Raw genomic sequence first — 17,119 nt, forward strand, 5'->3', positions numbered from 1 at the left:
GTCGCGCCGCCCTCCGGGGCGTGCCCCGGCCCCAAGATCTGCACAACCTGGGGGAAGTTGCTGCTTCCGGATACCGCAGGCAGCAGTTTCCCTGAAGCTGTGCGGATCTTGACGGTCGAGCCGCCGAAGATCGTGCTCGATCCAGGAAGTAGTGGTTTCACCGACGAGGTGATGCCACTCGCTCCTGGATCAAGCACGATCATGCGGAGTGGGGCGTCCGCCGGCGCGGTATGGTGGTCCCTCTGTTGTCGGTGAGGGTCCGGGTGCACCGCGAAGCACCCCTCAACATGATTTCTTCTTTGTCCGGCGGAGTCGCCGGCGCGGCGTGAGCGCCGCCATCCGGGTCCGGCCGAGGCGTGAGTTACGTGCCGCCCGCCGTCCCCGGCCACACCGCTGTTGGGGCCACCTGATCGCCGCGCCACTCTGGCCGCTGCACGGCGCGAACCTGGGCACCCTGTTGCGTACGTGTGACGCGGTCGGCGCCTGCCTCGCCGTGCCGCCGTTCCGTTGGGTGGACGAGGCCGTCGCCCGGGGCAACACGCTTCGCCAGCCCGGCTGCGTTCACCGGGTCGGCAGTCCGCTGCGCTGGCTGGCCGCCGAACGGGCCGCCGGCGCCCGGGTCCTCGGGGTGGAGTTGGCCGACGAGGCCGTCCGGCTCGGTGATCTGCCCGCCGCTCGGAGCCGTACCGTGGTGCTGTTGGGCCACGAGGCGACGGGCATCCCGCCCGAGGCGCTCGACCAGCTGGACGCGGCGGTGGAGATTCCCATGGTCGGCCACGGCCACAGCCTGAACGTCGCCGTCGCCGGCTCCCTGGTCCTCTACAAACTAGCCGGCCTCCTTTGAGGCCTGTTTCATAAGAACTGGCCGGCCTGCGGCGGGCCCGGACGACGACCGGCGGCGTTGCGGTTGCGTCCGGATACGACACCGGTATCCGGACACAACCGCGCCTTGCCGGATCGCCGCCCGGACTCCGCCTCGGCTCGACTGCCCTTATGAAACAGGCCTCAGGGCCTGTTTGCTTTCTTGAGGACGCGGCGACCAGTCCCGGCGATCGGTGGTTGTGGATGGGGCGGTGAGGACGGTAGGACCGTCCTCACCGCGCCAGGGTCCCCCGTGGAGAAGGTACGGTGGGGCCGGTACAACCGCCGCACAACTAACGCATAGATCATTTACTCGCCCGCGATGTCCGGGTGTTGTTCGCGCTGCGGTACACGGCTGTGCCCACATGTGAGGTGCCTGGTTGCGTTTCGAACTCCTTGGCCCGTTCCGGGTGTACCGCGACGACCGGTCGGTTCCACTGGGCTCGGTGAAGCAGCGTCTCCTGCTGGCGACCCTGCTGCTGCGCCCGAATGAGGTCGTCGGCACCAACGAGTTGGCCGCGATGCTGTGGGGCGACGACGAGCCGGCGTCGGCCGCCGCGAATCTGCGTACCTATGTGCGCGGGTTGCGGCGGTCGCTGGGTGATGGAGCGAACTGGGATGGGATAACCGCTGCGGCAGGCGGCTACCTGCTGCGTGTGGGCCCAGGCGAACGGGACCTGGACCTGTTCGACGATGCGGCGGCGCGGGGCCGCGAGGCGCTCGCCGCGTCCGATCTGGACCGGGCTGAGGCCGAACTCTCGGCCGCAATGCGCCTGTGGCGTGGTGTTCCGCTGTCCGACCTGCCGCTGCGCTCGGCGCTGGCTCGGCGGGTGGCGCAGTTGGAGGAGCGTCGGCTGCTCGTCGAGGAGGACTACGCCGAGGCCATGCTGGCCCGCGGCGCGTCGGCCGACGTCGTGCACCGGTTGCGCGGCCTGCTCGACCGGCATCCGTTGCGGCAGCGGGCATGGGGTCAGCTGATGGTGGGCCTGTACCGCAGCGGAGACGTAGCCGGCGCACTTGATGCTTTCCGGCAGGCAAGACAGAGGCTCGCGGAGGAGACCGGCCTCGACCCCGCGCCCGAGCTCGTCAGGCTGTACGACGACATCCTGCATCACCGCCCGAGCCTGACGGCGCAACCGCAAACGGGGCCGGACCGGCCGGCGCCGGAGACGACAGGGGGGCCGCTCATTCAGCGCCCCGAGCAACTGCCGCGTGCGGTGCCGGAGTTCGTCGGACGCAGCGTCGAGTTGGCGGGCCTCGACGGGCTTCTGCACGGCGGGGCTGAGGGGCCGACGAGCGTGGCCATCTCCGTGGTGTCCGGCATGGCCGGAGTCGGCAAGACGGCCCTGGCGTTGCACTGGGCGCACCGGGTTGCCGACCGCTTTCCGGACGGTCAGCTCTATGTGAACCTTCGCGGCTACGACGAAGCCGGCGCGGTGTCCCCATCCGACGCTCTGTCCGGCTTCCTCGAAGCGCTCGGCGTGCAGCCCGCCCGGATACCTTCCGACATGGAGGCTCGGACCGGTCTCTACCGCAGCCTTCTGGCTTCGCGTCGGATGCTCCTGGTGCTGGACAACGCTCGCGACTCCGCCCAGGTGCACGCCCTGCTGCCCGGTGCGGGCAGCTGTATGGTCGTGGTCACCAGCCGTGATCGTCTCGGCGGCCTGATCGCCGCCGAGTGTGCCACGCCGTTGACACTGGACGTGCTCACGGCGGAGGAGTCGAGGAGCCTGCTCGCCAGACGTCTCGGGGTCAGCCGGCTCGCCTCCGAGTCGGTGGCGGTGGCCGACATCATCGAGGCTGCGGGCCGGCTTCCGCTGGCACTGTCGATCGTGGCGGCGCGTGTCGCGACCCATCCCACGTTCCCGCTCGGTGCGATCGCCGCCGAACTGCACTCGGCCGAGGCGACGCTTGACGCGTTGGCCGACGGTGACGTCCGGCGCGTCTTCTCGTGGTCGTTCCTGGCCCTGGGGGCGGACGCGGCGCGGCTGTTCACCCTGCTGGGGCTGCATCCGGGCCCGGACCTGACCACCGCCGCGGCCTCGGCGCTCGCCGGTGTTTCGGCTGCTGCGATCACACCGATCCTGCGGGAACTGACCCGGCTCCATCTGCTGGCTGAGCACGCGCCCGGCCGGTTCGCCTTCCATGATCTTCTGCGCGCCTATGCGGCCGAGCTCGCACAGTCGTCGGAGCGCGGGGACGAACACGTCGCGGCCCGACAGCGCCTGTACGACCACTATTTGCACGCCGCCTATCCAGCCGCCCTGCTGCTCCAGCCGCAGTGGCCCCCGATCCAGCCGGTGGCACCGCTGCCGGTACCCGCCCGGCAGCCGGTGACCGACCACGACGGCGCGCTCGCCTGGTTCACGGCGGAGCATCGGGTGCTGCTCCGCGTGGTCCGGCAGGCCGCCGAGAACGGCTTCGAGGCGTACGCCTGGCAGATCGCCTGGGCGCTGACCACCTTCGCGGCACCGCGCGGTCTCTGGCAGGACCAACTCGACAGCCAGAGTGTCGCCCTGAGGGCCGCCGAGAAGATCGACGACCTCGCCGGTCAGGCCGTCGCCAACCGGCTGCTCTCCCGCGCGCTGACCCGACTGGGCGACCGCACCATGGCCGAGTACCGGCTCAAGCGTGCGCTCGACCTGCACGAACGTCTCGGCGACCCGATCGGCCAGGCCCAGACGCTGCACAACTACTGCGAACTCTGCTACCTGGACGGCCGGCTCGACGAGGCGCTCGCACACGGTCGCGAGGCGCTGCGGCTCTACCGGCTGGTCGGCAATCACGCGGGCGAAGCCCGGACGCTCAACGCGCTCGGTTGGCTGCTCGCCAGCACAGGCGATTACGTCCAGGCCATCGCCAGCTGCACCGAGGCCCTCGACCAGCAACGACGGACCGACGACCGCAATGGTCAGGCTGCGACGCTCGACAGCCTCGGCTTCGCCTACGACCGCCTGGGTGAACGCGACCGCGCGGCCAACTGCTACGAGCAGGCGATCGAACTCTTTCGCGACTCCGCGGACCGGTATCACGAGGCGGAGACCCTCATCCGGCTCGGCGACACCCGCGAAGGGATGGGCGATCGCGACGCCGCCGCTGCCGCTTGGCGGCTGGCCGCGCGGATCTACGAGGACGTGGGCGACCCCGCAGCCGAGGAGGTCCGCAGCCGCCTTGAACGTCTGGTTCCGTCCTTGAGGCCTGTTTCATAAGAACTGGCCGGCCTCGGCTCGACCGCCCTTATGAAACAGGCCTTAGTGCGCTCCGAGGTCAGGCGACGTTGTGGGGGCGGAACTGGACGCTCACCCGGGGGCCCACCGGGCGGGTGGTCTTGGGGATGGCGTGTTCCCAGGTGCGTTGGCAGGAGCCACCCATGACGATCAGGTCGCCGTGGCCCACCGGGAAGCGCAGGCTCTCGCCGCCGCCGCGTGGGCGTAAGAGCAGCGGTCGGGGTGATCCGAAGGAGACGATCGCGACGACGGTGTCGGTATGCGCCGAGCGACCGATGGTGTCGCCGTGCCAGGCCACGCTGTCGCGCCCGGACCGGTAGAGGCACATGCCGGCGGTGACGAAGGGCTCGCCCAGCTCGGGCGCGTAGTGCTCGGTGAGTGCGGCCCGTGCGGAGGTGAGGACGCGGTGGGGGAGCTGCCTCGCGCCGTCGTACCAGCAGAGCAGGCGGGGCACGTCGACCTCGGCGTCATACATGGTGCGTCGTTCGGCACGCCAGGGCACCTCGGTGAGCAGGGTGTCGAGGACGGTGTCGGAGCCGCGCACCCAGCCGGGGAGGTGGTCGACCCAGGCACCGCGGCTGAGCTGGTGCCGGCGGATCTGGCCGGGCAGTGGCCCCAGGGTCGGCCCGGCGTCGGCAAGGTCGAGCATCGACGGCTGGTAGGCGGCCTGCGTCATATGGCCACCCTAGCAGCACTTTCGTACACCCGTGCTAGTAGCGTCTGGCGTCGACGCGTACGGCGTCGAACACCGCGTCCACCACCCGCGCCCGGCCCTGGCCGTCGACGGTGGACCAGGCGCGCGCGGCGAGCGTCGCGCGCCGCTGCGGCGAGCTGAGCAGCCCGTGCAGGGTCCGCGCCGCCGTCGCGCGAGCGGCTCGTCCGGCGACGCCACTCGCGGTCAGTTCCGGCAGCTCGCCGAGGCCGGCGGCCAGGCCGTGACGGACCACCCGGGTGTAGGACTCACGTTGGTTGTCGACCACGCAGACCAGTGCGCTGGGTGCGCCGAGGCAGCAGAGTTCCCAGGTGGACGTGCCGGCGGCGCTCACCACCAGGTCGGCTTCGGTGATCAGTGCCGGCAGCGAGGTGGTGGGCGGGACCGCTCGGATGGTCTGCCCCCGGCCGGGGGCGACATCGTCGACCTCCGCCTCGATCTCGGGTCGGCCGACGATGACAGTGAGGTCCATCGGGTGACCGGTGGCCGCCAGCACCCGGGTCAGGACCGGTGCCGCGCCGACCGCGTCGGTGCCGCCGAAGAAGGCCAGCACCCGGGGGCGGCTGACCGCCGTGGCGGGCGGGGCGACCGGCGGCCGGGCGCTGATCACGGTGTCCCGCAGCAGGGCGTACCCGCTCCCGGCGAGCAGCCGGCCGGGCAGCGCCGCGGTGGACCCCAGCTCGGGCAGGTCCGCCCCGGAACTCAAGCGGGGCAGCTCCGCTCCGAAGTTCTGGTCGAGGTAGAGGTCCGCGACCTGGCCTCGGCTGTCGCCGTCGATGATGGCGAGGGTGTGGACGCCGGCGGCGCGCACGGCGCCGGCTCCGGCCGGGTCCAGTTCGTAGGAGTCGAGGACCAGCACGTCCAGGTGGTGTCGGCGGGCCGCCTCGACCAGGTCGGCCGCCGACTCCGGGCCGGGGAGTAGCGGGATGCCCCGCGCGGCCAGCTCCGCGGTTGCCCAGTCGAGCCGTTCGACGGTGCCGAACACGCTGACGTCGGCGCCCCGGGCGAGGAACTCCTCGGCGAGCGCCAGGCAGCGGACGAGGTGGCCGACGCCGCGTCGTGGCCCGGCGTCGCAGCGCAACCCGACCCTCAGGGTGCTCAGGATTCCTCCAGGTGCTTCTGTCGTACGTCGGCGTTGAGCGCGCGCAGCCGAGGCTGGCCGTCGAGCCAGTCGGCGAGCTTGGCCAGCGGCACGCTGACGTCACCGAAGTGGTCGATGATCGCGCTGACCAGCGCCCAGTCCTGCTCGGTGTCGAGGGTGAGCCGCAGCGCGGAGCGGTCCGGGGTGAGCGTCACCCCGAGCACCCGGAACAGCTCCGGATGGGTGTACGCGTACGAGGTGACGTGCACCCGGTGGTGGTCGGTGGCGAGCCGGCCCAGGGTGCGCAGCGTCTCCGCTCGGATGATCTCGACGTCGAGCCCTCGGGGCAGGGTCCGGGCGATGGACGTGCTGGCGTAGTCCAGCCCGGGGACCGCCCGGTACACCGATGCGACCAGGGTGATGATCTCCGGGTCGAGCAGGGGGCAGTCGGCGGTGAACCGCATGACGGCGTCTCCCGGGTGCGCCGCGAGGGCGCCCACGAAGCGGTCGAGCACGTCGTCGACCGGCCCGCGGTGGCACGGCACGTCGAGCCGCGCGCACTCGGCGGCCACCGCGTCGTCGACCGCGTCGGTGCTGGTGGCAACGACCAGGTCGGCCAGGACGCCGCTGTCGGAGGCGGCGCGTACGACCCGGCCCAGCACTGAGCGTCCGGCGAGCGGGCGGAGCACCTTGCCGGGCAGCCGGGACGAACCCATCCGAGCCTGCACGATGCCGACGATCCGCAGCCCCGCGTCGTCCGTGGAGGCCTCGGGCACCGGTACGCCGGTCACTGCTGCTCCTCCTGCTTGGGGGCGAGCACCGCGGTGGCCCGGCGTTTGGCGGCGCGGGCACCCCGTTTGGCCAGCCGGGCCGGGGTGATGGCGAGCCGGCCCACCCGGTAGCTGATCGACCCGCTGAGCAGGCTGATCGTCGTCTCGGCCCGGCGCAGCGCCCGTTCCCGCGAGGTGAGCAACTCCTCGGTCCACGCGGCCAGCGCCGCCAACCGGGTGAGTTCCTCGCGCTGGCGCAGCCACGCCTCGCGTAGCTGCTGGTAGCTGTGCCCGCCGAGCGGCGCGTCGGTCGGCGTGACGGCGTGCAGTTCGGTGGCGAGGCCGACAGTGCCGTCGGCGTCCAGCCCGTGCAGCGCGGCGGCGATGGCCGCCTCGGCGTCGATCGCCTCGCTGACTGTCGCGCGGTCGAGGTCGTGGCCGGCGAGTCCGCCGAGCACCACGGTCAGGCCCGCGACGTCGAGAGTGGACGACCATGGGTGGGCGTACCCGCCGGTGAGCAGGCTCGCGGTGAAGCGCCACAGCCCGCGGGCGAGCACCACGTCGGCGGGCAACGCAGCGGTGGCCCGCCAGCTGGGGTCGAGCACCGCGTACCGCTCGCCGTCGACCACCACGTTGTCGGTGCCGGCCAGCGCCGCCGCTCCGGCGATCCGGCCGTCGGCGTCGGCCTGGCCGGCGAGCCAGCCCGCGTACCCGTGCAGCAGCGTGCGCAGGGTGGCCAGGTCGCGGCGCAGCGAGGCGTCGAGCAGCAGGGTACGCAGCAGCCGGCCGGACGGCACCGGTCCGGACAACGCGTCGGCGTCGCGGTAGGCGGCCTCGCGGCTGGCGAACGGCGCGGCGGCCGGCGTCGTCGCGTTGGTGGCCGGGATGAGCCCCCAGCGCCAACCGGACGGGCCGTGCAGCACCTCCAGCACGCCGATGCCGGGGCGACCGGTCTGCACGAGAGCCACCGGCAGGTCCGCCTCGACGACCGGCGTGGCCGGGTCCGTGGGTTCGGCGGGCCGGTGGGCGAGGGTCAGCCAGCCCGGTGCGAGGTCGGCGGCACGCCCGGCGTGCAGGGCGTCCACCGCGAGCCGGGCCGGGTCCTGCAGCACTGTGGCGCTGGTGAAACCGCCGGCGCAGGCGCCATGCAGCACCGCGTCGAACAGGCCGGAGCCCGCGTCCCGGTCGAGGTGGTCGGCGTCCAGCAGCGCCGTCGGGGTGCTGACATCGGGGTACGCGGCCCAGCACGCGGCCGGCCGCAGCCCCGCCGCGCCCAGCCGCTCGCGCAGTTGGTCCCGGTTGGCCGGGTGGGCGCGGTCCAGCACGCCGCCGATGGTCCAGGCGGAGTCGTCGCGGCGGGCGTACCAGGGGCTGGTGTCGACGAGCCGGTGCAGGCCCAGCGGGTTGTCCAGGCGCAGCAGCAACGCGCCGCCCGGCCGGATCGCGGCGACGAGTCGTGCCAGCACGGCGTCCCAGCCGAGGCGGGTGCCCTCCACCGACTCCACCGGGTCCAGCCCGGCAGCCGCGATCACCACGTCGTACGTCTCGTCGTCGGGTAGCCCGGCCGGGCCACCCACCACCACGCGGGCGGCCCGGTCCGCCAGCGCCACCGCGTCCGGGTGGCTGCGCAGCAGGCAGGTGACCTCGGCGTGGGTGAGCTGGTCGAGCAGTGCCGGGTCGTGTGGACCGGCCACCAGGACCCGGGCGCCGGGCGGCACCAGCAGTGCGGCCAGCGCGGCGAGCGGCCCACCGTTGGCCAACCGTTCCTGCGGCAGGTCCGACCAGGCCAGCATCTCGCCGCCCGGCAGGGTGATCCGGTCCGCGGGTGCCGTCTCAGTCGTCACTGTCTTCCTCTTCCTCCTGGAGGTTCGCCCAACCGAGCAGCTCGCGAAGCTCGGCGGGGGTGCAGCGGTGGTCGGTGCCCAGCTCGGCGCGGGCGATCTCGACGGCGGTGGGGAGGTCGAGAGTGGTGCCGTGCAGCTGCGGCCACTGCCGTCGGATCCGAGCGGTGCCGCCGAAGGTGGGGTCCTCGTTGGACAGGATCATCGGGTCGCCGTAGACCGCCGGCTCGCATCCGGCCGCGATGCCGTAGAAGATCGCGCTGGTCAGCCGATTGGATGCGACCCGTCGGTGACGGCGCAGTTCGGTGAGCTGTCGGTCGAGGAACTCCGGATCGGTGTCCTTCCACCAGTGTCCCCGGTAGCCGTGGCAGATCACCCGGAACCCGGCGCGCTCGTAGAGCCGGCGTACGTTGCGCATCCGGTACTCGTGCCAGTACAGGCAGACCGTGACCGGGCCGGGCTCGGTGTCCTGGATGAGGGCGATCAGTTTGCGGTGGTCGCCCTTGACGTGTTGACCCTCCCAGCCGTGGAACGGGTACCAGATGGTGCCCTGTCGCTCCTCGGCCGGTGGTTCCTCGGGTCGCATGGCCAACAGGTAGCTGAACGGCGCGCCGATGACCACCACGTTGCGTCGCCCCACCGACCAGGCCCGGCGGCGGGTCTGCTCCGACCAGAGCAGGCTGGGGGTGCCTTCGGCGTACGGGTGGCCGGGGGCCAGGCCGTCACCGATGTTCCAGCCGTGCTGCACGTACCCGTTGATCCGGGGTGGGTGCCGGTCGCCGAGACCGGCGTAGCGGGCCAGCACGTGCGCGTGGCCGTAGAAGTGGTTGGCGTGGTGCATCAGGTTCCCATCAGACGGCGAGACGCACCGGGCCGCCGCGCACCGCGGCGATCAGCGCGTCGACGACGCGGTCCTGGTCGGCGTCGCTGAGCCCCGGGTACAGCGGCAGCGACAGCTGCTGGGAGTAGAACGACTCGGCCACCGGGCAGGATCCGCGCCGGTAACCCAGGTCGGCGAAGGCCGGGTGCCAGTGCACCGGGATGTAGTTGACCTGGACACCGATGCCGGCGGCGCGCATCCGGTCGTACACCTCGCGGCGACGTCCGTCGAGCACCCGGATCGGGTAGAGGTGCCAGGCCGGCTCGGCCCACGACCGGCGGCTTGGCAGCAGCACGCCGTCCAGGTCGGCCAGCGCCTCGTCGTAGCGGGCGACCAGGGCGCTGCGGCGGGCCGTGAACTCGCCGAGCCGACGCAGTTGGCTGCGGCCCAGGGCGCAGAGCACGTCCGGCAGCCGGTAGTTCAGCCCGAACTCGTGCACCTCCTGGTGCCAGCCGCCCTCCTCCGGGAATCGCAGGTCGTCGCGGTCGCGGACCACGCCGACACCACGGAACCGGCGGGCCCGCTTCAGGATCTCCGGGTCCAGCGCCGCGACGGCGCCACCCTCGGCGGTGGTCAGGTTCTTCGTGGGAAAGAACGAGAACGTGGTGAGGTCGGCGAGCGAACCGACCGGCCGACCGTGGTACGTCCCGCCGATGGAGTGCGCCGCGTCGGCGAGCAGCAGCGTGTCGCTGCCCACGATCGACGTGCGTAACGCGTCGTAGTCGGCGGGGTGGCCGGCGTAGTCGACGGCGGCGACGACCTTCGTGTGCGAGGTGACCGCGGCGGCGGCCGCCGCCGGGTCGAGGCAGAACGTCTCGTCGTCGACGTCGGCGAACACGATCTTCGCGCCGAGGGCGACCGCGCTGCTGGCGGTCGCCACGAACGTCATCGGCGGGACGACCACCTCGTCGCCCGGCCCCACCCCGGCCGCCGCGTACGCCACGTGCAGCGCCGCGGTGCCGTTGGAGACGGCGGCGACACCGACTCCGCCGGTCCACCGGGCGAGGTCGGCCTCGAAGGCGTCGACCTGCGGACCGGTGGTGAGCCAGTCGCCGCGCAGCACGTCGGCGACGGCTGCGACGTCGTCCTCGCTGATCGACTGCCGGCCGTACGGGAGCATCCCCGTCATCCGTTGATGCCGAGCATGTCGCGCAACTGCTCGACGGTGAGCCACTCGTCGTTGGTGTCCGACTGGTAGGCGAAGCCGTCCGGCACCGGGTCGCAGTCGATCGGCGCCTGGTAGCCCCACGTGGCGATGGTCGGTTGGACGATGAACCGGCCGTCGGCGCGCAGCGTCCGCCGGCTGTCGTCGGGCGCGATCATCTCCTCGTGCAGCTTCTCGCCCGGCCGGATCCCGATCTCGTGGGTGGTGGCGTCCGGAGCCACGGCCTCGACCAGGTCGAGGATGCGCATGCTCGGGATGCGCGGTACGAACAGCTCGCCGCCCTGCATCTGGTCGAACGAGTCCATGACGAACTGCACGGCCTGGTCCAGGGTGATCCAGAAGCGGGTCATCCGCTTGTCGGTGATCGGCAGGCTCTTGCCCTCGGCGGCCAGCCGGCGGAACAGCGGGACCACCGAGCCGCGGCTGCCCACCACGTTGCCGTAGCGCACAACCGAGAACCGGGTGGGGTGCTGGGCGGCGTAGTGGTTGGCCGAGACGAACAGCTTGTCGCCGACCAGCTTCGTCGCGCCGTACAGGTTGATCGGGCTGGACGCCTTGTCGGTGGAGAGCGCGATGACCTTCTTGACGCCGGCCTCGATCGCCGCGTCGACGACGTGCTGCGAGCCGGTGATGTTGGTGGCGATGTACTCCGAGGGGTTGTACTCCGCGGTGTCCACCTGCTTCAGCGCGGCGGCGTGCACCACGTGGTCGACGCCGTGCATGGCCCGGGTGAGGCGGTGCCGGTCCCGGATGTCGCCGATGAACCAGCGCAGCCGCGGGTCGTCGCCGAGCTGCTGGCGCAGCTCGTACTGCTTGAGCTCGTCGCGGGAGAACACCACCACGCGGGCGGGGTCGGCCTCGTTGAGGATGTGCCGGAGGAACGTCCTGCCGAAGGAACCAGTTCCCCCGGTGATCAGAATGGACGATCCATTCAACTCACTCAATGTGGTGCTCCCGTGTTCGTGGATGAACGAGCGGCCCTGGGCCGGCCGACCGGGGTGACACGCTAGCCATGGCGGGTTAACTCCCCGGCGCTCGCGGATGAACCGCAACCTCTGCTCCCGTGAATGCCGAACACCGCGCAGGCGAACACTTTCGACCGCCCGGAATGCGGGCTGACCTGGCCGGACCGGGCCGTTACAGTGACCGCGCGAACGACCCGGCGGCCCGGCGCGCAGCCGGGTCAGGCGTTCACCCGACATCCACACCGGCTCGGTGCGAGCGGGCCACCCCGATCGTCTCCGACGCCGGGCGGTGGGCCCGTCGAATCCGCGCGGGCCCGGTACGGCCGGCAATTCTGGAGACGTCCATGGCACCCGGTAGTGACGTGATCGAAAGGCCGCTGGTGGCGGCTGGGACGCCGAGCGGCCTGCCCGCCCGACGGTGGCTGGTGCCGCTGCTGCTGGTCGTCGGTTGGGTGCTCAGCGTGGCCTGGCGCATGTGGTGGTCCCGGCACACGGTGCTGCCCATCGCGCACACCGACGAGGACAGCTACCTGAACACCGCCCGCGCGTTGGCCGGCGGTCCGGGGGGCTTCAGCAGCGAGAACGACCTGCTGCGCCGGGTCGGCTACCCGATGCTGATCTCGCCGGCGTTCCTCGGGGACCGGGACTTCACCGACAGCTACCGGGTCGTCCAGCTGATCAATGCGATGGTGAACTCGACGCTGCTGCCGCTGGCGTACCTGTTCGGTCGTCGTCTGTTTCAGCTGCGCCGCTCGTACGCGCTGCTCGGCGCGGTCGCGGCGGCGACCCTGCCGGCCACCGCCTTCTACGCGGGCGTCGCCATGATCGACGCGGTGATGGCGCCGCTCGTGGTCGCCTGGCTGCTCGCCGTGCACCGCTGGATCACCCGGCCCGGCCCGCTCGCCGCTGCCACAGTGGGCCTGCTCGTCGGCGGGTTCCACCTGCTGCACTCCCGCGGCCTGGTGATCGTGGCCGTGCACGCCGGGCTGGTCCTGCTGCTGTTCGTCCGCCGCCGGATCAGCCCGCCCGTCGTGCTCGCGGCGCTGCTGCCGGTGCTCGCCATGGCACTCGTCAACGAGGCCGCCATCCGCTACCTCGGCGGCAAGGTCTACCTGCTCGGCAGCACTCCCGGCGGCAGCACGCTCGACGCGATCGCCTCCGCCCAGGGCGTGGTCCGGGTGAGCGCCGCGGTCACCACCCAGCTCTGGTACCTCGTGGTGATCACGTTCGGACTGGCCGGGGTGGCCTGGGCCGGGGCAGTCCGCGAGCTGTGGCGTCCGCGGCACGGCGACGCGGCCCGCTGGACGATGGGCGTGGCACTGGTGGTGACCGTCGGGGTGGCCGGCGGCGCGTCGGTGATCCTGTCCGGCATCACCGGCAAGCCGCTGGACGCGATCTACGGCCGGTACGTGCAGATGCTCGCGCCGTTCTGGCTGCTGGTCGGCGTGGGGGTGCTGTTCACCGCCGGCTGGCGGGTGGTGCTGCGCCGGGTCGCGGTCGCGGTGGCGCTGCTGGTTGGTGGCGGCGCGCTGATCGCGGCCCGACTCGCGTACGTGGCCAGCCAGGGCCACCAGCTGCGCTACGGCGGTTTCAGCGCGCCGGACCTGGTGGCGTTGACCGGGGGCTGGCGAGAGTTGCGACCGGTGGTCGGGTCGCTGGTCGGCATCGCCGGCTGTGTGCTGCTCGTCGCCGCGGCCCGGGTGCCCCGCCTGCGGCTGCCGATCCTCGGCGCCCTCGTGGTGGCCAACCTCGTCACGATGCAGGTGATCGACCAACGGATCGTCCGACCGGCCGCCGAGAGCACCGCCCCGACACCCCTGGTGGCCGACGTCGGCGTACGCCCCGGCGAGCGCGTGTGGGCCTCGACCGGTGTGCACTACGTCCTGCGGTTCAACCTCAGCCACCAGGTGACCTGGACCGACGTCCGGTGGTTCGGCGACAAGCAGCCGCCGGCGGCGGCGCAGGTCGTGTTCGCCCGCTGGGCACCCGGGCAGGCCGACGACTGGGACGGGGCGGCCTACGGCTTCGTTCGACTCGGCGGTAACCCGGCGCAGCACTGGGCCGCCTGGCGGCGCGTCTGACCCACCGCGCCCGGTGGAAACCGCTATTCGTGAACGGCGGATGTCCACCGGGAGCACTATCGGTTAATGGTTCCCATCCATTTCGGAAAATGGTCCGCCAATCAGCGCTGGCGGCGGTCGGCCCGAGCGAGGGAAATCGGGACGACGGTGATTTCCCGGCCGTCGGACAGTTCCTGTCGCGGCGTGCCCTCGACGAATCGAAAACGTCGGTTCATCTGCCGTACGACGGTATTGTGGCCGAGCACCTCGCCGTCGAGTCGATCCAGGTGCAGCCCGTCGAAGGCGTACTCGACGGCCTCCCGCATGACCCCCAGCCAGGCCGGCAGGGTCTCGCCCCTGGCGTCCAGGCCGTCGGCGTCGAGATAGAAGCCCCACGCGCCGGTCCGAGGGCCGTCCAACCGCAGGTCGAAGAAGGTGACCACACCGCAGGGCCGGTCGTCGCGGACGTACACCAGCACCCGCCGGGACGGGTCGTCGCGGACCGCCGACCACCAGCGGGCGTGCTCCGCGGCGGTGATCTCGTGGCTGGTCTTGCTGACCTGTCGATTGGTTTCCTGATTACGCCAGGACAACATCAGATGAACGTCGTCCGCCGTCGCTTCGCGCAGCACGTGCGTCTCGCTTTCCTAGCCGTTCACTTCGGGTCCCGGCACCTTACCCGGGCCTACCGGGAAATCAGATATGCATTCGTTGGGTTGTAGACTGCGGCGCATGAACGAATTGAGTCGCGCGCAGATCCGCGACCTCATGGCTCAGGTGCTGAAGAATCAGGACAAGGAGCTGCCCGCTGACGACGCGGCGCAGTTGCGGGAGATCGGCTTCCGGTCGCTCGACTTCTCCGAGCTGGCCCTGCGGGTGGAGGACGAGACGGGGGAGGAGCTCAACTTCGACGCCCCCGGGCTGCGTCGCATCGCCACCGTCGGGGATGTCCTCGACTTCCTCGTCGAGCTTCAACACCAGTGACCGTCGCGACGTCGCGCCACCCGACCCCCGCCAGCCCGGAGCCAGCCGGTGCCGACAACCGGCTCGTCGTCGGTGGCGCCACGCTGGCCTGGCGTTCGCTGCCGACGCCCACACTGCCCGACCCGGCGGCGGTGCTCGCCCGCTCGGCCGTGCACGCGCTCACCGCGGCGCGGCAGCACGCCGTGCACGGCACCGAGTTGCTGCTCAGCACCGCGAGTCGGGTCGACGCGGTGATGCGCACCGAGCTGCTGGAGGCCGGGTTCACCGTCGGCGTCCTCGACGCCGACGGCGTGCACCCGAGCGCACCGGCCCGGCCGCGAGTCGCCGAGCCGGGCCGACTCTGGCTGCTCACCTCGGGCTCCACCGGGCGTCCGAAGCGGGTCGGGCACACCCTCGACACGTTGACCACAGTGCGTGCCGACCAGCCCGACCGGACCTGGCTCTGCCCGTACGCCCCGGGCACGTACGCCTGGTGGCAGGTCGTCACCCTGTCGCTGACCCAGCCCGGCCAGCACCTGGTGGTGGTCGAGCCCGACGAGTTGGACGACTGGCCCACCGTCGCGGCCACCCACGGGGTGGACGCGGCCTCCGGCACCCCGACCTTCTGGCGGCGCACCCTCTACCGCGACGCCGAGGCCCTCGCCCGGGTTCCGCTGCGCCAGATCACCCTCGGCGGGGAACCGGTGGACCAGGCGATCCTGGACCAGCTGCGGGAGGTCTTCCCGACGGCCCGGATCTCCTGGATCTACGCGTCCTCCGAGGTGGGGGCGTCCATTGTGGTGCACGACGGGCGGGCCGGGTTCCCGGTCGACTGGCTGGGCCGGGACATCCCGGGCCGGCCGACGCTCTCCGTCCACGACGACGAGCTGGTGGTCACCTCCCCGTACCACGGGGCCGGTCTCGCCGGCCCGATCCGCACCGGGGACCGCGTGCAGGTGCTCGACGGCCGGGTGCTGATCACCGGCCGACTCGACTCCGACGAGATCAACGTCGGTGGTAGCAAGGTCTCCGCCGGTGTGGTCCGCGGTGTGCTCGCCGGTCATCCGGCGGTGGCCTGGGCCCGGGTGACCGGCCGCCGCGCCCCGGTGCTCGGGCGGATGGTGGTCGCCGAGGTGGTCCTCGGTCCGTCCTCCGTGGACACGGACGAGACCGCGCTGGTCCGCTGGTGCGCCGACCGGCTCCCCGAGCACGCGGTGCCGCGCCGCATCCGCGTCCTGACCGACATTCCCGTCAAGGAGACCCTGAAGAGCGATGTCTGAGCCAGCCGACAACCAGCTCGTCCCGCCCAGCTCCGTGGTCCTCGTCTCCGGCGGTTCCCGTGGCCTGGGCCTGGCCATCGTCACCGACCTGCTCGACGCGGGCGTACGCGTGGCCGCGTTCGCCCGCACCATCACCCCGGAGTTGGAGAAGCTCGCCGCCGAGCACCCCGACCGGGTGCACGTGGGCTCGGTGGACGTCACCGACCTGCGCGCCGCGCAGAGCTTCGTCCGCGAGGTGGAGCAGCACCTCGGCCCGATCGACGGCATCGTCAACAACGCCGCCATGGGACAGGACTCGCTGCACGCGCACACCGCCACCGACGACATCGCCCGGATCATCGAGACCAACCTGACGGCCCCGCTGCAGCTGACCCGACTGGTGATCCGCCGGATGCTCGCCAAGGGGTTGCGCGGGCGGATCGTCAACATCACCTCGATCTGCGGGCAGCGCGGTTTCCCGGGTCTCGTCGCGTACTCGGCCACCAAGGGCGGCATGGACGCCGCCACCCGCTCGCTCGCCCGCGAACTCGGCGGCCGGATGCTGGTCAACTCGGTCGCGCCCGGGTTCTTCGCCTCGGAGATGTCCGCCGTGCTCGGTCCGACCCAGCTCGACCAGATCGTGCGCCGCACCCCGACCGGTCACCTGACCGAGCCGGTCGAGGTCACCCCGGTCGTGCGGATGCTGCTCCGGGAGCACACCAACATCAACGGCCAGGTCATCGTGGTGGACGGTGCCGCCGCCATCTGACCTGCGGTCGGTTCCCCTGCCGGTGCAACCGGCGCGGCGGATCGGCCGTACCGGGCCGGCCCAGTCGTCGGGGACGGGCGGCGGGGCCACGCCGCGTCCGGTGCCCGGGCTGCTCGCCGCCGCCGAGCAGCATCTGCGCATCGGCGCCCCCGCCGACCTGGCCGACGCGGTGACCCGTAGCCACCTCGACGACGGCCGTTGCGTCGGCTGGTACGGCCCGCCGACGCCCGGTTGGCGGGTGGCCATCGACGCGGAGCGCACCGACGCCCCGGTGCCGCAGGCGCTGGCCCGCCGGTTCGGCGCCGGTGACTTCTGGGCCCGGTGGACCCGCGCCGAGTGCTGCTGCAAGCTGGCCGACGTGCCCGTGGCGGCCTGGTGGCGGCGTCACGGCCTGGGTGCGCCGGCCGACGGCTCGGCGGTCTGGCGGACCCTCCGGCTGGCCGACCTGGTGGTCACCGTCGGCTTCGCCTCCAACGGCCGAGGTGCCGCCACCAACAGCCCACCCCGGTAACCCAACCCGCCGCACCCCACCCCACCCCACCCCACCGCCCGCACCCCACCCCACC

At 72.1% G+C, this 17,119-nt stretch carries 15 protein-coding genes; 7 read left to right on the top strand and 8 right to left on the bottom strand.

All coding sequences use genetic code 11. The features are described 5' to 3' along the window. The first annotated feature begins 325 nt into the window (after positions 1-325). On the top strand, positions 326-844 hold the full coding sequence (locus tag ACFYPG_RS18815) for a TrmH family RNA methyltransferase (RefSeq protein WP_355006793.1): 519 nt from the start codon (positions 326-328) through the stop codon (positions 842-844). A 397-nt stretch (positions 845-1,241) separates the two neighbouring features. Beyond that, on the top strand, positions 1,242-4,070 hold the full coding sequence (locus ACFYPG_RS18820) for a BTAD domain-containing putative transcriptional regulator (RefSeq protein ID WP_387353082.1): 2,829 nt from the start codon (positions 1,242-1,244) through the stop codon (positions 4,068-4,070). Between the two features lie 58 nt (positions 4,071-4,128). On the opposite strand, the gene ACFYPG_RS18825 is transcribed toward ACFYPG_RS18820, so the two are convergent. The 7 genes from ACFYPG_RS18825 to pseB are packed head-to-tail and all read right to left on the bottom strand — an operon-like array spanning position 4,129 to position 11,481. Beyond that, a complete protein-coding gene (locus ACFYPG_RS18825; RefSeq protein WP_387353084.1) occupies positions 4,129-4,764 on the bottom strand; it encodes an alpha-ketoglutarate-dependent dioxygenase AlkB in 636 nt (211 codons plus the stop codon). A gap of 34 nt (positions 4,765-4,798) precedes the next feature. Beyond that, on the bottom strand, positions 4,799-5,902 hold the full coding sequence (locus ACFYPG_RS18830; RefSeq protein WP_387353438.1) for a PseG/SpsG family protein: 1,104 nt from the start codon (positions 5,900-5,902) through the stop codon (positions 4,799-4,801). Next, the gene (locus ACFYPG_RS18835; protein WP_387353439.1) at positions 5,899-6,627 is read right to left on the bottom strand and encodes a cytidylyltransferase domain-containing protein; all 729 of its coding nucleotides are present in this window, start codon (positions 6,625-6,627) and stop codon (positions 5,899-5,901) included. The genes ACFYPG_RS18830 and ACFYPG_RS18835 overlap by 4 nt, the downstream gene beginning before the upstream one ends. A gap of 41 nt (positions 6,628-6,668) precedes the next feature. Beyond that, positions 6,669-8,495 carry a class I SAM-dependent methyltransferase gene (locus tag ACFYPG_RS18840; RefSeq protein ID WP_387353086.1) on the bottom strand — a complete coding sequence of 609 codons (1,827 nt, stop codon included), beginning with the start codon at positions 8,493-8,495 and terminating at the stop codon, positions 6,669-6,671. Next, complete coding sequence (locus ACFYPG_RS18845; RefSeq protein WP_387353089.1) at positions 8,485-9,333, bottom strand: hypothetical protein; 849 nt, start codon at positions 9,331-9,333, stop codon at positions 8,485-8,487. The genes ACFYPG_RS18840 and ACFYPG_RS18845 overlap by 11 nt, the downstream gene beginning before the upstream one ends. A gap of 10 nt (positions 9,334-9,343) precedes the next feature. Continuing rightward, a complete protein-coding gene (locus ACFYPG_RS18850; protein ID WP_387353091.1) occupies positions 9,344-10,501 on the bottom strand; it encodes a DegT/DnrJ/EryC1/StrS family aminotransferase in 1,158 nt (385 codons plus the stop codon). Then, positions 10,498-11,481 (bottom strand): UDP-N-acetylglucosamine 4,6-dehydratase (inverting), encoded by a 984-nt coding sequence (gene pseB / locus ACFYPG_RS18855; RefSeq protein WP_366611567.1) that lies wholly within the window; start codon positions 11,479-11,481, stop codon positions 10,498-10,500. The genes ACFYPG_RS18850 and pseB overlap by 4 nt, the downstream gene beginning before the upstream one ends. A 365-nt stretch (positions 11,482-11,846) precedes the next feature. On the opposite strand from pseB, the gene ACFYPG_RS18860 reads away from it, so the two are divergent. Beyond that, positions 11,847-13,583, top strand: coding sequence for an ArnT family glycosyltransferase (locus tag ACFYPG_RS18860; protein WP_387353093.1), 1,737 nt, complete (start codon positions 11,847-11,849; stop codon positions 13,581-13,583). A gap of 101 nt (positions 13,584-13,684) precedes the next feature. On the opposite strand, the gene ACFYPG_RS18865 is transcribed toward ACFYPG_RS18860, so the two are convergent. Continuing rightward, a complete protein-coding gene (locus ACFYPG_RS18865; RefSeq protein ID WP_355007096.1) occupies positions 13,685-14,194 on the bottom strand; it encodes a GNAT family N-acetyltransferase in 510 nt (169 codons plus the stop codon). A 100-nt stretch (positions 14,195-14,294) separates the two neighbouring features. Between ACFYPG_RS18865 and ACFYPG_RS18870 the strand changes: the two genes are divergently transcribed. The 4 genes from ACFYPG_RS18870 to ACFYPG_RS18885 are packed head-to-tail and all read left to right on the top strand — an operon-like array spanning position 14,295 to position 17,064. Beyond that, positions 14,295-14,546 carry an acyl carrier protein gene (locus tag ACFYPG_RS18870; RefSeq protein WP_091401397.1) on the top strand — a complete coding sequence of 84 codons (252 nt, stop codon included), beginning with the start codon at positions 14,295-14,297 and terminating at the stop codon, positions 14,544-14,546. Beyond that, positions 14,543-15,805 (top strand): AMP-binding protein, encoded by a 1,263-nt coding sequence (locus tag ACFYPG_RS18875; RefSeq protein WP_387353096.1) that lies wholly within the window; start codon positions 14,543-14,545, stop codon positions 15,803-15,805. The genes ACFYPG_RS18870 and ACFYPG_RS18875 overlap by 4 nt, the downstream gene beginning before the upstream one ends. Continuing rightward, on the top strand, positions 15,798-16,553 hold the full coding sequence (locus tag ACFYPG_RS18880) for an SDR family NAD(P)-dependent oxidoreductase (RefSeq protein WP_355007098.1): 756 nt from the start codon (positions 15,798-15,800) through the stop codon (positions 16,551-16,553). Before ACFYPG_RS18875 ends, ACFYPG_RS18880 begins: the two co-directional genes overlap by 8 nt. Then, positions 16,537-17,064, top strand: coding sequence for a hypothetical protein (locus tag ACFYPG_RS18885; protein ID WP_387353098.1), 528 nt, complete (start codon positions 16,537-16,539; stop codon positions 17,062-17,064). The genes ACFYPG_RS18880 and ACFYPG_RS18885 overlap by 17 nt, the downstream gene beginning before the upstream one ends. Positions 17,065-17,119 lie beyond the last annotated feature (55 nt).

Origin of the sequence: Micromonospora sp. NPDC005553 (assembly GCF_042871765.1) — a bacterium.
GTDB lineage: Bacteria > Actinomycetota > Actinomycetes > Mycobacteriales > Micromonosporaceae > Micromonospora.

Excerpts from the sequence above, each read along its gene's own strand:
- ACFYPG_RS18845 (WP_387353089.1), bottom strand. The coding sequence starts at position 9,333 with ATGCACCACGCCAACCACTTCTACGGCCACGCGCACGTGCTGGCCCGC.
- ACFYPG_RS18825 (WP_387353084.1), bottom strand. The coding sequence starts at position 4,764 with ATGACGCAGGCCGCCTACCAGCCGTCGATGCTCGACCTTGCCGACGCC.
- ACFYPG_RS18880 (WP_355007098.1), top strand. The coding sequence starts at position 15,798 with ATGTCTGAGCCAGCCGACAACCAGCTCGTCCCGCCCAGCTCCGTGGTC.
- ACFYPG_RS18870 (WP_091401397.1), top strand. The coding sequence starts at position 14,295 with ATGAACGAATTGAGTCGCGCGCAGATCCGCGACCTCATGGCTCAGGTG.
- ACFYPG_RS18860 (WP_387353093.1), top strand. The coding sequence starts at position 11,847 with ATGGCACCCGGTAGTGACGTGATCGAAAGGCCGCTGGTGGCGGCTGGG.
- ACFYPG_RS18850 (WP_387353091.1), bottom strand. The coding sequence starts at position 10,501 with ATGACGGGGATGCTCCCGTACGGCCGGCAGTCGATCAGCGAGGACGAC.